At 59.7% G+C, this 13,521-nt stretch carries 12 protein-coding genes; 6 read left to right on the top strand and 6 right to left on the bottom strand.

The window, feature by feature from the left end:
- Window positions 1-67: 67 nt before the first annotated feature.
- Genes ACOH1Z_RS04315 through ACOH1Z_RS04295 form a run of 5 tightly spaced genes read right to left on the bottom strand, consistent with a single transcriptional unit; the run spans window position 68 to window position 5,013 of the window.
- Complete coding sequence (locus ACOH1Z_RS04315; RefSeq protein WP_449647240.1) at window positions 68-1,198, bottom strand: glycosyltransferase family 4 protein; 1,131 nt, start codon at window positions 1,196-1,198, stop codon at window positions 68-70.
- Window positions 1,195-2,049: a dTDP-4-dehydrorhamnose reductase gene (gene rfbD / locus ACOH1Z_RS04310; protein ID WP_449647239.1), complete on the bottom strand. Its 855-nt coding sequence runs from the start codon at window positions 2,047-2,049 to the stop codon at window positions 1,195-1,197. The genes ACOH1Z_RS04315 and rfbD overlap by 4 nt, the downstream gene beginning before the upstream one ends.
- A complete protein-coding gene (gene rfbB, locus ACOH1Z_RS04305) occupies window positions 2,046-3,029 on the bottom strand; it encodes a dTDP-glucose 4,6-dehydratase (RefSeq protein WP_449647238.1) in 984 nt (327 codons plus the stop codon). Before rfbB ends, rfbD begins: the two co-directional genes overlap by 4 nt.
- A complete protein-coding gene (locus tag ACOH1Z_RS04300; RefSeq protein WP_449647237.1) occupies window positions 3,026-4,039 on the bottom strand; it encodes an NAD-dependent epimerase/dehydratase family protein in 1,014 nt (337 codons plus the stop codon). The genes rfbB and ACOH1Z_RS04300 overlap by 4 nt, the downstream gene beginning before the upstream one ends.
- 35 nt (window positions 4,040-4,074) lie before the next feature.
- Window positions 4,075-5,013 carry a glycosyltransferase family 2 protein gene (locus tag ACOH1Z_RS04295; RefSeq protein ID WP_449647236.1) on the bottom strand — a complete coding sequence of 313 codons (939 nt, stop codon included), beginning with the start codon at window positions 5,011-5,013 and terminating at the stop codon, window positions 4,075-4,077.
- Between the two features lie 66 nt (window positions 5,014-5,079).
- On the opposite strand from ACOH1Z_RS04295, the gene ACOH1Z_RS04290 reads away from it, so the two are divergent.
- The 6 genes from ACOH1Z_RS04290 to ACOH1Z_RS04265 all read left to right on the top strand — a co-directional run bounded on the left by ACOH1Z_RS04290 (window position 5,080) and on the right by ACOH1Z_RS04265 (window position 12,193).
- Window positions 5,080-6,072, top strand: a complete 993-nt coding sequence (locus ACOH1Z_RS04290; RefSeq protein WP_449647235.1) for a glycosyltransferase family 2 protein — start codon at window positions 5,080-5,082, stop codon at window positions 6,070-6,072.
- A 115-nt stretch (window positions 6,073-6,187) separates the two neighbouring features.
- Complete coding sequence (locus tag ACOH1Z_RS04285) at window positions 6,188-6,799, top strand: dTDP-4-dehydrorhamnose 3,5-epimerase family protein (RefSeq protein WP_449647234.1); 612 nt, start codon at window positions 6,188-6,190, stop codon at window positions 6,797-6,799.
- Complete coding sequence (gene rfbA, locus ACOH1Z_RS04280; RefSeq protein WP_449647233.1) at window positions 6,799-7,668, top strand: glucose-1-phosphate thymidylyltransferase RfbA; 870 nt, start codon at window positions 6,799-6,801, stop codon at window positions 7,666-7,668. The genes ACOH1Z_RS04285 and rfbA overlap by 1 nt, the downstream gene beginning before the upstream one ends.
- The gene (locus tag ACOH1Z_RS04275) at window positions 7,665-9,020 is read left to right on the top strand and encodes a glycosyltransferase (RefSeq protein WP_449647232.1); all 1,356 of its coding nucleotides are present in this window, start codon (window positions 7,665-7,667) and stop codon (window positions 9,018-9,020) included. The genes rfbA and ACOH1Z_RS04275 overlap by 4 nt, the downstream gene beginning before the upstream one ends.
- A 47-nt stretch (window positions 9,021-9,067) precedes the next feature.
- Entirely contained in the window at window positions 9,068-10,606 is a 1,539-nt protein-coding gene (locus tag ACOH1Z_RS04270; RefSeq protein ID WP_449647231.1) for a DUF2142 domain-containing protein, read from the top strand.
- 9 nt (window positions 10,607-10,615) lie between these two features.
- Window positions 10,616-12,193 (top strand): DUF2142 domain-containing protein, encoded by a 1,578-nt coding sequence (locus ACOH1Z_RS04265; protein WP_449647230.1) that lies wholly within the window; start codon window positions 10,616-10,618, stop codon window positions 12,191-12,193.
- On the opposite strand, the gene ACOH1Z_RS04260 is transcribed toward ACOH1Z_RS04265, so the two are convergent.
- The gene (locus ACOH1Z_RS04260) at window positions 12,171-13,466 is read right to left on the bottom strand and encodes a nucleotide sugar dehydrogenase (RefSeq protein ID WP_449647229.1); all 1,296 of its coding nucleotides are present in this window, start codon (window positions 13,464-13,466) and stop codon (window positions 12,171-12,173) included. The genes ACOH1Z_RS04265 and ACOH1Z_RS04260 overlap by 23 nt on opposite strands.
- Between the last annotated feature and the right edge of the window lie 55 nt (window positions 13,467-13,521).

Below are 13,521 nucleotides of genomic sequence, written 5' to 3'. Positions count from 1 at the left end.
CGCACTGATCGGCGCTCGCAAGCGGCGCAACGGGAACCTAACGGCGCTAGTGACACCGAGCGGGCGGTTAGAGGTCAGCGTGGAGCTGCCACACCTTCTCAGCAGACATACGCCAGTTGAAGGCGCGAGCACGATCCTGACCGGCGTAAAACAAGCGTTCGGCGAAGGCAGCATCGTTCAGCACTCGACCGATACCTTCGGCGAGTGCTTCGCCGTAACCCTCGGCCGGTTCACGTTCGACGACAACTCCAGCATCGGCCGCGATTTCTACCAGCGCGGGCGCATCGGAGTGCACAACAGGAATTCCGAACGAGAGTGCTTCAAGCACAGGCATTCCGAACCCGACATCAAGGTTCGGATACACAAATACGGACGCGTGGTCGAAGGCAACGGAAAGATCCTCGTTGCTGAGAGTGCCTAGGCAGCGAACGCGCTCCGCGCTGACGCCCTCTGCCTCGACGAAGGCCGCGACAGCCTCATCCTCGGGCTCTGGCCCCACCATCAGCAGGACGACGTCGTCATCGAGGTCGCGAAGGGCGCGGATCAGGTGATCCATTCCCCGATGCGGTTCGAGGCCGCCGATGGCGAGCAAGAATCGCTCTGGAAGTTCAAGCTCTGCTGCGCGTTCTTCGACGTTATCTGGCACCCGGAGGCTAGTGCTTGCGGCGCCGCTAATGACCCGTACGCGGTCGCCAAAATTGGCGATGCCCTCGAGTTGTTGCGCAACCGTGTGGCTGGGGACAACGATCGCATCGGCATACTTTTCTGCGCGCTTGAGCATCGCGCGACTCCAGCCGGCCTGACGGCTCCCGATCGACTCTGGCCGCGTCCAGGCCACCGTGTCATGCACGGTAACGACGATCTGATCACCGCGATTGAGGCGATCATGACGACGAAGCGGTGCAAGCAAGCTTGGCGCATGAAGCATGCCGCTGCCCGGGACCTTCGTGAACCCGTGTTGCCACGATGCGCGAAGTTCGCGACGGCTCAGGGCACTCTTGTGAAGCTTCGCAAGGTTGGGCAGACGCGCCTCGATGAGGGCATATTCCTCTTCGGTCGAGGCAGAGACGAAGCCCTCAACAAAGCAATTGCTCGGTGCGCTGGCAATAAGTCCCCGCGTCAACTCTTCTGAATATCGGGCGACACTGCCATGAGTAGGCGAGAGCATCTCGTCGATGATGACGCGGAGAGTGGTCATTCTGCAGTCAATGCTCCTGAATCAAAGGCGGCTTGAAGAGCCTGTTTCCAATCGCGCATCGGCTCAATCCCCGCGTCGAGCCATGCCTGGTGGCCAAGAACAGAAAAGCTTGGTCGCGGCGCAGGCCGTTGGAAAGCTGAACTGTCGGTCGGCTTGACCCTATCAGGATCAAGCCCGGCACAAACGAAAACTGCCTGCGCAAGATCGAACCACGAAGCGCGACCAGAGTTGGTGCCGTGGAAGATGCCAGCAGGCGTTCCGGCATCGATGAGGGTCACAAGCTGAGCGGCGAGATCGCCGGTCCACGTCGGCTGACCATGCTGATCATTCACGACGTCGAGTGTCTCGCGATCCGCTGCCAGCTTCAGCATCGTTCGGGGAAAGCTTGAGCCCTTCGTTCCATACAGCCAGGCGGTGCGCACAATGGTGGTTCGCCCAGGATTGTGCTCAAGGGCCAGCAGCTCACCAGCCGCCTTTGTGCGGCCATACGCTGACACTGGATGCCGCGGCGAATCTTCTGCATAAGGCTCAGTAGCGGTGCCGTCGAAGACGTAGTCCGTCGAGAGCTGCACAAGTCGTGACCCGTGCTGTGCGGCGGCGATGGCGAGGTTATGAGGGCCAACCGCGTTCACGGCGTTGGCGTTCTCTTCGTCGGTTTCTGCATCATCCACTCGGGTGTAAGCAGAGGTGTTGACGATCACGTCGTAACCGCTCAGAACTTCGAGGGCGGCTTCGCGGTCGGTAATGTCGAGCTCATTGCGCGTCAGAGCAGTGGCGTCGCGGCCACTCAGAGCGTGCATGAGGTCAGTGCCGAGCATCCCGCCGGCACCGACAACGGCAATCCGGGTCACAGGGCGGCCTTTTCCTTGAGCGGTTCCCACCACTCGCGGTTGTCCCGGTACCACTGCACTACGTCTGCGAGGCCCTTCTCGAACGGAACCTGAGGGGCATAACCGAGCTCAGCGCTGATCTTGGAAATGTCGACGCTGTAGCGGAGGTCGTGACCGAGCCGGTCCTCGACGCGGTCGACAGACGACCAGTCGGTTCCGGTGTGATCGAGGAGCATTTGGGTGAGTTCTTTATTGGTGAGCTCGGTGCCGCCGCCGATATTGTAGATCTCTCCTGCGCGGCCACCCGTGACTACGAGCGCGATTCCGCGGCAGTGGTCGTCAACGTGGAGCCAGTCGCGGATGTTGTTGCCTTCGCCATAGAGGGGAACGTGCTTGCCGTCAATGAGATTGGTGACGAACAGCGGAATCAGTTTCTCGGGAAAGTGATAGGGCCCATAGTTGTTCGAGCATCGTGTGATCGAGAGGTTCATTCCGTGAGTGCGGAAGTAGCTGCGCGCGAGAAGATCGCTACCTGCCTTCGACGCGGAGTATGGCGAGTTGGGCTCGAGCGGCCGCTGTTCATCCCACGAGCCCTCGGCAATCGACCCGTAAACCTCATCAGTGGAGACGTGAACGAAACGGGGAGTTTTGGCTCGTAGTGCTGCATCGAGCAGTCGTTGGGTGCCAAGAACGTTGGTTTCGACGAAAGCGCTCGCATCGCGTACCGAACGGTCAACATGGGATTCGGCGGCGAAATGCACAATCGCATCGATGTCGCCAAGGATCCCGTCGAGCAGGTCAGCATCGCGGATGTCGCCTTCGACGAACGTGAAGCGAGGGGAATCAGCAACAGGAGCGAGATTCGCACGGTTGCCCGAGTAGGTCAAAGCATCGAGAACGACAACATCGGCACCCTCGAGACCGGGGTAGGCATCTTCGATTGTGCGACGAACAAAATTGGAGCCGATGAATCCGGCACCGCCGGTCACGAGAATTTTCATGAGGGGTTCCTGTCGTTGTTACGCGGTGAGCTGGAGTTGTGAGTCGAGGCGCCGGTGGCCGGAAACTCAGACGCGAGGGTTCGTTTGAGAGCTTCCTGCAAGCTATAGGTAGCCGTGTAGCCGGAGTCGCGTAGTCGGTCAGTATTCACGGTTGTATCCGCGGCAAACTTGCGAATGCGCACCGCACTAATCGGAAAAGTGCGTCGGGTGATTTTAGCGGCAGCATCGAAAACGTAGCCAGCCGCTATCCCCAGCCCCAATGGCAACCGCAGACCGCTAGCAGCATGAACATTCATCTCATCGCGAAGAATCGAGATGAGATCCTTGGTCGAGAGGTCAGGTTTGTCAGCAAAGTTACGGATCTCGATTCCGGCGGGGGCATCAAGGCGACTCGCAATGTACCCAACGATGTTGCCGACGTAGGCCATCGACTTTTTGTTCTCGCCCTTGCCGACCATGATGAATCGTCCAGAAGAAACCTGCTTGGCGAGATTGTAGACGTTGCCGCGGTTGCCTTCTCCGAACACCACAGACGGGCGAACAATTGCCAACGAACGTGAGGCATCCGCGTTCGCCCAAGCGCTAAAGACGACTTCGGCGGCTAACTTGGAGCGGCCGTATTCGTTGAACGGCTCCGGCACGGAATCTTCGGCAGCATTGTTCTTGTCGAGTCCGTACAGCGCGACCGTGCTCGTAAAAACGATGCGATTGATGCCATTGGCTTCTGCTGCGGCGACGAGAGCATGTGCGCCACCGACATTTACCTCGGTGTAGAGGCTCAACGGGGTCACATCGTCACGGTGTTCGGCAGCAAGGTTGATGATTGCGTCGTGACCGGCGCTCGCTGCGGTGAGCTCTTCTGCCGAGCGAACATCGCCGGCAATGGACTGTTCTGGAAAGCGAGTCGAAATGTGGCGGTCGAAGTTCGTGAACTTGTGACCCTGTTCGCTCAAGGTTTCAAGAAGGCGAGTGCCGATAAAGCCACTACCGCCGACGACGAGAATCTTCATAGAGTTACTTTCGTTGTGTGCGACAGACAGTTTGTTCACCAGACACCAGCGCCGATCAACAGCGCAATTATCCACTGATCTCTTGGGCGTCGCCTGAGTTGTGACGCGCGGCGAGCCAGAGCGAATCGGGCTCGGAGGTTTCGGTGTTCGACGAGGTCGCGCATCCGGAGCAATTCGGGGCGGTGTTCATCGTCGGCAACGCTGAGCGCGACGCGCGTCAAGAGCCGTGCTTGACCGCGGTGCCACTGTTCGCGAACCAACGAGAGCCGTGACAGGGCGGAGCGTGCCCCCACATTGGCGCCCATGACATTGGCGTCGTGTTGACGGTATTCGACGGTCGGCACCGCATCGATGTGCCACGTCCAGCCGTGTGCCCTCGCCAAGACATAGAGCAACCAGTCGTGATACTGAGGTGGTTTCGTCGTTTCTGGAGAGTCCAAATAGTCCCGCGCCAAGGCCACAAGACGATTGGACATGAGGAAAGTCGAGCCAGGACCCGGGCTCTCAAGCAAATAATCGAAGCGGCGCTGGGGAAAGTCTTTCTTCACCAGACTCTGTCCGCCGTCTGGCGTGAATGACGTCACGTTTGACGAGACACCATCGACCCCCAAAGCGGCGCTCAGCCGTACATGGGAAGCAAGTTTGGTCGGTACCCAAATGTCATCCTGATCAGAGAATGCGTAATACTCGCGATCAGCGGGAACGAGCTGAATGAGGCGGTAAAAGTTGGCGGCGGCACTGCCAGAAGCGCCGTCGCTGGGGATGATTGTGAGGCGTGGCTCTGAGGCGGCACATTCGGCAAGCCATTCGGCAGTGCCATCCGTTGATGCGTCGTCTCGCGCGAACACTTCGACATCCACGCCCTGCTGAGCAAACACACTCTCGAGCTGTTCGGGAAGCCAGCGGCGACCGTTGTGGGTCGCCAGCAGCACTGCGACGCGGGGGAGCACCCCTGGGGTGGAATCGGCAGGCATAACTCCACAATGATAGTTGGCTTGGCGTTGCGCAATACCGCCGGGTGCGAGCCGTAGGCTGGAGCAATGAGCGCAACAGAGCCCACCCCGTCCATCTCGGTGGCCCTCTGCACTCACAACGGCGCAACCTACATCCGGGAACAACTTGTCAGCATCCTTGAGCAAGTGCCGGCGCCGACGCAACTTGTCGTGTCGGATGACGCCTCTAGCGACGACACGATCGCCCACGTTCGCGAAGTTGCGGCCCGCTATCCCGCCGTTGAACTCACGGTGTTCGAAAACATTCCGCCACTGGGCGTAACCAAGAACTTTGAGCAGGCTATTCGGGCTTGCACCGGTGACTTCATCGCCTTGAGCGATCAGGATGACCTCTGGCATGCGGGGCGCCTCGCGCTCTTTGGGGAGCAGTTCGCAGCGCATCCGACTGTCGCCCTTCTGCACAGTGATGCTCGACTCGTTGATGCCGCGGGGGAGCCGCTCGGTCACACTCTCGCCGAGGCGCTGGGAGTGAACGCAGTCGAGGCGGCGAGCATCCATGCCGGTGACGCATTTTCGGTATTACTTCGCCGCAATCTGGTTACGGGCGCCTGCACAGTCTTTCGTCGCAGCCTCGTGGAATATGCCGCGCCATTTCCTCCGTCGTGGGTGCACGATGAATGGCTTGGCGTGATTGCGGCCGCTGTCGCCTCGACCGACTTCATTGAGCAGCCAACCATTGACTACCGTCAGCACGGAGCGAACCAAATCGGCGCGACGAAATTGACGCTTGCCGGCAAATTTGGGCGAATGATGGAACCGCGTCGCGCGAGAAACGCTCGTCTCGAGACCAACATCTCGGTACTGGTCGATCGGCTACAGCGACTCGGCTCCCGGGTGAGCGACGACAAAGTGAACCGCGCGCTCGCCAAGTTGGAGCATGAACGTATGCGAAATGCCCTACCCGAGAAGCGGATGCGACGGATTCCTGCAGTGACGCGTGCCCTCTTCGCCGGTAGCTACGGTCGGTACTCTCGTGGCCCGCTCGATGCTGTGCGCGACGTTCTGCAACCCGTGGACTGAGTCGGCGCGGATATCACGCGGGTTCGACAGATCCGTGTCTAGCTCATACGTCACCGGATTGCCCGCAGCGGAACGCTGAACTGAGTTCCAAGCCTCGCCGGGTAGGATTCCGGGTGTGCAGATACGTGAACTCTCGGTGCCTGATTCCTACGAAATCACCCCTAAACAATTCGCTGACGACCGCGGCGTTTTCTTGGAGTGGTACCGCTTCGACAAGCTCGAAGAGGTAGTGGGGCACCCGCTCGACCTTCGGCAGGCCAATACGTCGGTTTCGCAGCGCGGCGTTGTGCGGGGCATCCACTATGCGGATGTTCCTCCAGGGCAAGGCAAATATGTCACGGTCACGCACGGCCGCGGCATCGACTTCGTGGTCGACATCCGTGAGGGTTCGCCGACGTTTGGCCAGTGGGACTCTGTCATTCTCGACACCGTCGACCGTCGTGCCGTTTATGTCGCTGAGGGTCTTGGCCATGCCTTCATTGCGCTCACCGATGACGCCACCCTCACTTACTTGGTGAGCGACGTGTACAAGCCCGGTGCTGAACACGACATCAACGTGCTCGACCCTGAGATCGGTTTGGTGTTCCCTCCCGAACTTGGCGACCTAGTTCTTTCGCCCAAAGACAAAATTGCGCCCACTCTTTCCGAGCGCCTCGCCGATGGCTCCCTGCCGTCGTACGCTGCCGTGAAGGAGTACTACGAGGCGAACCGAAAGGAACGCAACTAATGCGCGGAATCATTCTGGCCGGCGGCAGCGGAACGCGGCTCTGGCCCATCACCAAGGGCATCTCCAAGCAGCTCATGCCCATCTACGACAAGCCCATGGTCTACTACCCCTTGTCGACTCTCATGAGCGCGGGCATCCGCGAAATATTGATCATTACGACACCGGATGACCAGCCGCAGTTCCAGCGTCTGCTTGGCGATGGCAGTGAACTCGGCATCGAGCTCACGTATGCCGTGCAGCCGTCACCGGATGGACTCGCGCAGGCGTTCATCATTGGTGAAGAGTTCATCGGTGACGAGAAGGTCGCTCTCGTTCTTGGCGACAACATTTTTCACGGTGTGGGGCTCGGATCGAACCTGCGCAAGCACAATGACGTCGATGGTTCGCTCATTTTCGCGTACCACGTGCGCAATCCGCGGGCCTACGGCGTTGTCGAGTTTGACGAGAATTTCATCGCCCAGTCGATCGAAGAGAAGCCCCTCGAGCCGAAGAGCAACTACGCCGTTCCCGGACTCTACTTCTACGACAACTCGGTCATTGAGATTGCCAAGTCGATCACGCCGAGCGCGCGTGGCGAACTCGAAATCTCGACCATCAACGAGCACTACCTTAATCGTGGTCAGCTCCAGGTCAACGTACTCGACCGTGGCACCGCCTGGCTCGACACGGGAACGTTTGAGTCCATGGTGCAGGCCACCGAGTTTGTGCGCGTCATCGAAGACCGCCAGGGCTACAAGATCGGCTGCATCGAAGAGATCGCGTGGCGTGCCGGCTGGATATCGGATGACCAGCTCGCCACCCTCGCAGCACCTCTCGTCAAGAGCGGCTATGGCGTCTACCTCGAAGGACTGTTGGCGGCGGCGAAGTGACTCGAGTACTGATCATCACGGGAGACCCGATTGGTCCCCGGATGGCCGGGCCCGCGATTCGCTCGTGGAATATGGCTCTCGCGCTCGCCGAAGCGGGCAACGAGGTCACGCTCATGACGACCACCAAGCTGCAGACGGTGGATGCTCCTTTTGAGCTCACGCTTGTGACGCCGGGGGAGAACGACGCCTTTGCGAAGCTTGAGCAGTGGTGCGATGTCGTTGTCTTCCAAGGGCACGCGATGCGTCAGTTCGAGGTGTTGCGCACGACAGACAAGATCACCGTGGTCGACATTTATGACCCCATGCACCTCGAGATGCTTGAGCAGGGCCGCGAGCTCGCGAGGGCCACGTGGGAGCTTCGCGTCACGACGGCCACTGAGGTGCTCAACGAGCAACTCGCGCTCGGTGACTTCTTCATGTGCGCCTCCGAACGGCAGCGCCTCTTTTACTTCGGCCAGATGGCCGCCCTGGGGCGCCTCAGTCCCACCACCTACGAAAACGATCCGCATCTCGAAGGTCTCCTGAGTGTCGTGCCATTCGGGCTCGAGCACACACCACCCGCCCACGAGCGCGACACCCTCAAGGCTGTTCTGCCTGGCATCAACGCCGACGACAAGCTCATGATTTGGGGCGGCGGCGTCTACAGCTGGTTCGACCCTAAGACTCTGATCCGCGCCGTTGCGAAACTGGCTGAAACTCGCGATACGGCCAAGCTCTACTTTCTCGGCACCCGGCATCCGGGAGTCGACCAGATGGGTATCGTGCGCGAATCGCACGATCTTGCGAGCGAACTTGGTGCCCTCAACACCTCGGTGTTCTTCAACGAGGAGTGGGTCGACTATGCCGACCGCCAGAACTACCTGACCGAAGCGGATGCCGGCGTGAGCACTCACATGTCGCATATCGAGACGACGTTCTCGTTCCGCACGCGCATCCTCGACTACCTGTGGGCTGGCTTGCCGATGGTGGTTACCGAGGGTGACAGCTTTGCTGACCTGATTGAAACCGAGGGGTTGGGGCTCACCGTGCCTGCCCAAGACGCGGATGCTCTCGCCGCAGCCCTCGACCGTGTTCTCTACGACGAAGCGTTCATTGCCGAGTGCAAGCAGAACGTCGCTCGGGTTCGTGAGGACTTCTACTGGGAGCGCACGCTCGCGCCCTTGGTGAATTTTGTTGCCAACCCGCAGCACGCCGCAGACCACGCTGCAACGCGTCGTCGTGGCGTCACGCTTGGCCGAAAAGTGCGCAAACCTTATGGTCTGCGCCATGATCTCCGGATGGCCTGGCATCACTTGCGCCATACGGGTGTGAAGGCGACGGTAGACAAAGCGGTCGCCCGGGTGCGGCGATAGCTCTCGTTCACAGCAATCTCAAAGTTTACTGCCGTTAGCTTTGAGCAATGTTGACTGGCCTGCGTTCCGTTCTCTCACGGTCAGACCGTCGAATCGGGCTGCTTGTGGCGCCCTTATTGGTGTTCGTTGCTCTTGCGGCGTGGGCGCTGTCTTCGCCCGTTGGCTCAAGTCCCGATGACGATTTTCACCTGACCAGTATTTGGTGCGCGACCGGTAACGCCGACTACTGTGCGTCCAGCGGAGACTCGGGCACAAGACTTGTTCCCCCTGCAGTGGGCGATCCTGCCTGCTTCGCCTACGACGCCGACAAGAGCGCCGGCTGTCAAGACCGCATCGATTTCGCGGCGGGTCCCACCAAAGAGACTGCGCGGGGCAATTTTGCTGGCGGCTACCCTGTTGTCTATTACGGTGCCATGAGCGTCTTTGTTGGGCCGGATGTTCATGCTTCCGTTCTGATAATGCGCCTCATCAATATCGCACTATTCGTGGGACTGGGCGTCGCGCTCTACCTGCTTCTGCCAGTCAACCGTCGGCAAATTGTGGTCTGGCAATGGGCGCTCACGACAGTCCCCCTCGGACTATTCGTGCTCTCGTCAACCAACCCAAGCTCGTGGGCTCTTATGGGCGTCGGCTACGGGTGGCTCGCCCTGCTTGGCTTCTACGAAGCGAACGGGCGAAAGCGGATAGCTCTTGGCGCACTCTTCCTGCTTTCGGCGGTCATGGCATCCGGTTCTCGTAGTGATGCGACTGTCCTCTTCGTGGTTGCGGTCTTTGCTGCTGTGTTCCTTGTGGCACGCAACACTCGACGTTTCTGGCTTTCATCGCTGCTGCCGGTTGCCGGGTTTGTCATTTGTGCACTCTTGTTCCGTGCTTCACGATCAGCGGACGCCGTAACGAGCGGAGTGGATGAGCAGCTGGGGCTGGGCGTCATCCTGCCCCGAATCGCTTATAACCTCACGGAGGTTCCATCGATTTGGACGGGCATCTTTGGGCAGTCGTGGGGACTGGGATGGCTCGATACGTCGATGCCCGCGATCGTGTGGGTGAGCGGTGTTGCCGCGCTTATCGGGGCAGGTTTTGTTGCTGCGCGCGCATCTTCGGGGAGAAAGACTCTCGTTGTGGCGCTGGGGGCTGCAGCGCTTGCCATGATTCCCGTTGCGCTTCTCGTGCTCGCCGGAAAAGACGTCGGTGATGACTATCAGCCCCGATACTTGTTGCCTTTGATCATTGTCTTCGTGGGCGCGGTGTTTTTCACCGCACGAGGCCAGTTTGTGCACATCTCCCGTGTGCAAGTGTGGGCAATTGTTGCCGCACTGTCTGGCGCTCAGTTCATCGCGCTGTACCTCAACATCCGCCGCTACGTCACCGGAATCGATGCGCTAAGTCCGAACCTTGATGCGGGCCGCGAGTGGTGGTGGGCGTTGGCTATCACGCCCAATGTGGTGTGGCTGGTTGGCTCGCTCTGCTTTACTGCGGCGCTCGTCGTGTTGCTTCCCTTACACCGAACGACAGCTCCAGCCTTGACTGATGCTCTCGGGGCAGACCATTCTGCACGGCGACCCCAGCGTTCGCGCTCTCTGAGATAGCCTGTACGGATGCTACCCGGCCGCTCTGAATCTGTTGTCGCGTCCGCGCGTACTCGATTTCTCCACCGTTTTCGCGTCATTTACTTAGCTCCGGTTTTGGCGTTGCTTGCCCTTTCCTCTTGGGCGTTCGCATCTCCGATGGGTGCAGCGCCCGATGATGACTATCACTTGGTCAGTATTTGGTGCGCGACGGGCGATGACGCTTACTGTGCGCCAGGTTCAGCGGACTCGACTCGGATGGTGCCGCAGGCGGTTCTGAGTTCTCCTTGTTACGCGTTCTACAGCGAGGAGAGCGCAGCGTGTCAAAATCGTCTCGATTTCGACAGCGAAACTCTCGTCGAGACAAAGCGCGGAAACTTTGTGGGGGCTTACCCGCCGGTTTACTACGCCGTTATGAGTATTTTCGTGGGGCCCGACGAGCACTTCTCGGTGATGGCGATGCGACTATTTAACGTTGCTTTGTTCGTCGGGATCACGTCGGCACTCTATGTACTATTGCCCCGCAATCGCAGGCCGGCTCTCGTATGGGGCTGGCTCATCAGCACTCTGCCGTTAGGCATCTTCTTAGTGGCATCAAACAACCCAAGCGGGTGGGCAGTTACGGGCGTCGGGTCGGCGTGGCTGGCAATGTTGAGCTTTTATGACGCGCGCACGAAAGCGCGCCGCTGGGCTTCCGCAGCACTTGTGGTGGTTTCAGTTTTGATGGCGGCGGGGTCGCGGGGTGATGCCGCGCTCTACGTCGTTGGTGCTCTCGGGGTCGCGGCGATTCTCGCATTTGAGAACACCAAACGATTCTGGCTGTTGACGCTTTTGCCCGTCGCGATGACCTTGGTGGCCGCTGTTTTTTTCCTAGGTGCTCGGCAGACCGCTGCTGGAGTCAATGGTTTTGGCGGCGCAGAAGCTGGACCTGCAGCTCAACAGACCGCTACCGCAGCGGACAGCTTGGGCGGTTTTGGGCTGCTCGCCTACAACCTTCTTAATGTTCCGTCGTTGTGGATCGGATCGTTTGGCGGTTGGGCTCTCGGCTGGCTCGATACGCCCATTCCAGCCTCCGTCACTTTCCTCGCTCTCGCGGCGTTCGTCGGTGTCGGCTTTGTGGGGCTCTCTGTGCTGAACGTCCGCAAGGCGATCGCTGTCGCGGGGGTAGGTTTCGTGCTGTGGGTGCTTCCGACCTACGTGCTCACTCAGGGCGGGGACAAAGTAGGCGAGCAGGTGCAACCGCGTTACATTCTGCCGCTCATCGTGCTCATGGGCGGGCTTTTGGTGATTCAAGCAGGACGCAACAGATTCGCTCTCGGACGAGTGCAGACTATTGGCGTCGTGATAGCGCTGAGCGCCGCAAACCTTGTTGCACTCCACATGAATATGCGTCGTTATGTGACCGGCAACGATGTTCCTGGCTGGAACCTGAATGCTGGCGCAGAATGGTTCTGGTCGGGAGTGCCCGGTCCCATGGTCGTCTGGGGTATTGGATCGCTCGCTTTTGCTGGACTAATACTCGTCCTTGTGCGGGAGATGTCTATCTCGAATGCCAAAGCACTCGAGATAGACCGCGAGAACGAAGCTACGCTGTCGGCTTCCCGATAACGCGGTAGGTGACCCCGGGCCACTGCTCGGCGCTGCTCACACGACGTCCATCAACGAACGTACGGATTCCGGGCAGTTGCTCCGCGCTCAGGCTGCGGTACTCCTGGTGGTCAGCCTGGACCACGGCTGCGTCAAGCGGCTCACCGTAGTGGTAGGGCGTGAAACCGAGTTTGGTGAGTTCGTCATCGGTGTAGAGCGGGTCGTGCACGAGCACGGTAGCTCCCCGTGAGGTGAGCGCATCCACGGCAGCGAATACACCGGAGAATGCAGTCTCTTTGACCTCGCCGCGGTACGCAGCACCGAGAACGACGACGCGCGCTCCAGTGAGGTCGCCGTGAGCGCCTTCCAGCAAGCCGATCGTGTAGTCCGGCATTCCCGCGTTAGCTTCCCGCGCAGCACGCACGATGGTGGCCTCGGGGTCGTTCCACAGGTACAAGCGAGGGTAAACCGGAATACAGTGTCCACCCACGGCGATTCCTGGCTGGTGGATGTGGCTGAACGGCTGAGAGTTCGTAGCCTGAATGACGGCGTAAACATCGATACCATTGTTGCCAGCAAATCGTGCGAACTGGTTTGCGAGGCCGATGTTGACATCACGGTAGGTGGTTTCGGCCAGCTTGGCCAGTTCGGAGGCTTCGGCCGAACCGAGATCCCAGACGCCGTTTTCTCGGGCGAGGTCGGGGCGTTCGTCAAAGTCGAGAACAGCGTTGTAGAAGTCAGTAGCCATCGCAGCGCCCTCGGCCGAAAGCCCACCAACAAGCTTCGGGTACTTCCGCAAGTCTTCAAATACGCGGCCGGTGAGCACACGTTCGGGGGAGAAGACAAGGTGAAAGTCTTTGCCCTCGGTGAGGCCCGATACCTCTTCGAGCAGCGGTTTCCAACGGTTGCGAGTGGTTCCAACCGGGAGCGTCGTCTCGTAGGACACGAGAGTGCCAGCGGTGAGGTGCTCGCCGAGGGAGCGAGTCGCGACATCCATCCACCCGAAATCAGGCTTCGCATCTTTGTCGACGAACAACGGCACAACGAGTACCACAGCGTCAGCGCCGGGGATAGCGTCCGCATAGTCGGTGGTTGCACGGAGCTTGCCCGCGGGTACTAGTTCGCTCAGGTGTTCTTGCAGGTGCGCTTCACCAGGGAAGGGTTCGATGCCCTTATTGATAAGGTCGACGAACTCGGCGTTGATATCAACGCCTACAACGTCGTGTCCCTTTGAGGCGAACTGAACGGCCAAGGGGAGGCCGATTTTACCGAGAGCAACAACTGCGATCTTCACGAAATAGCGTCCTTTGTGTTGAGGGAGTTCACTCCCACGACGAAGAGTCCCAGTC

The organism is Rhodoglobus sp. (assembly GCF_053580035.1).
The sequence above is the reverse complement of the archived record's forward strand: the minus strand, read 5'-3'. Positions and strand labels throughout refer to the sequence as shown.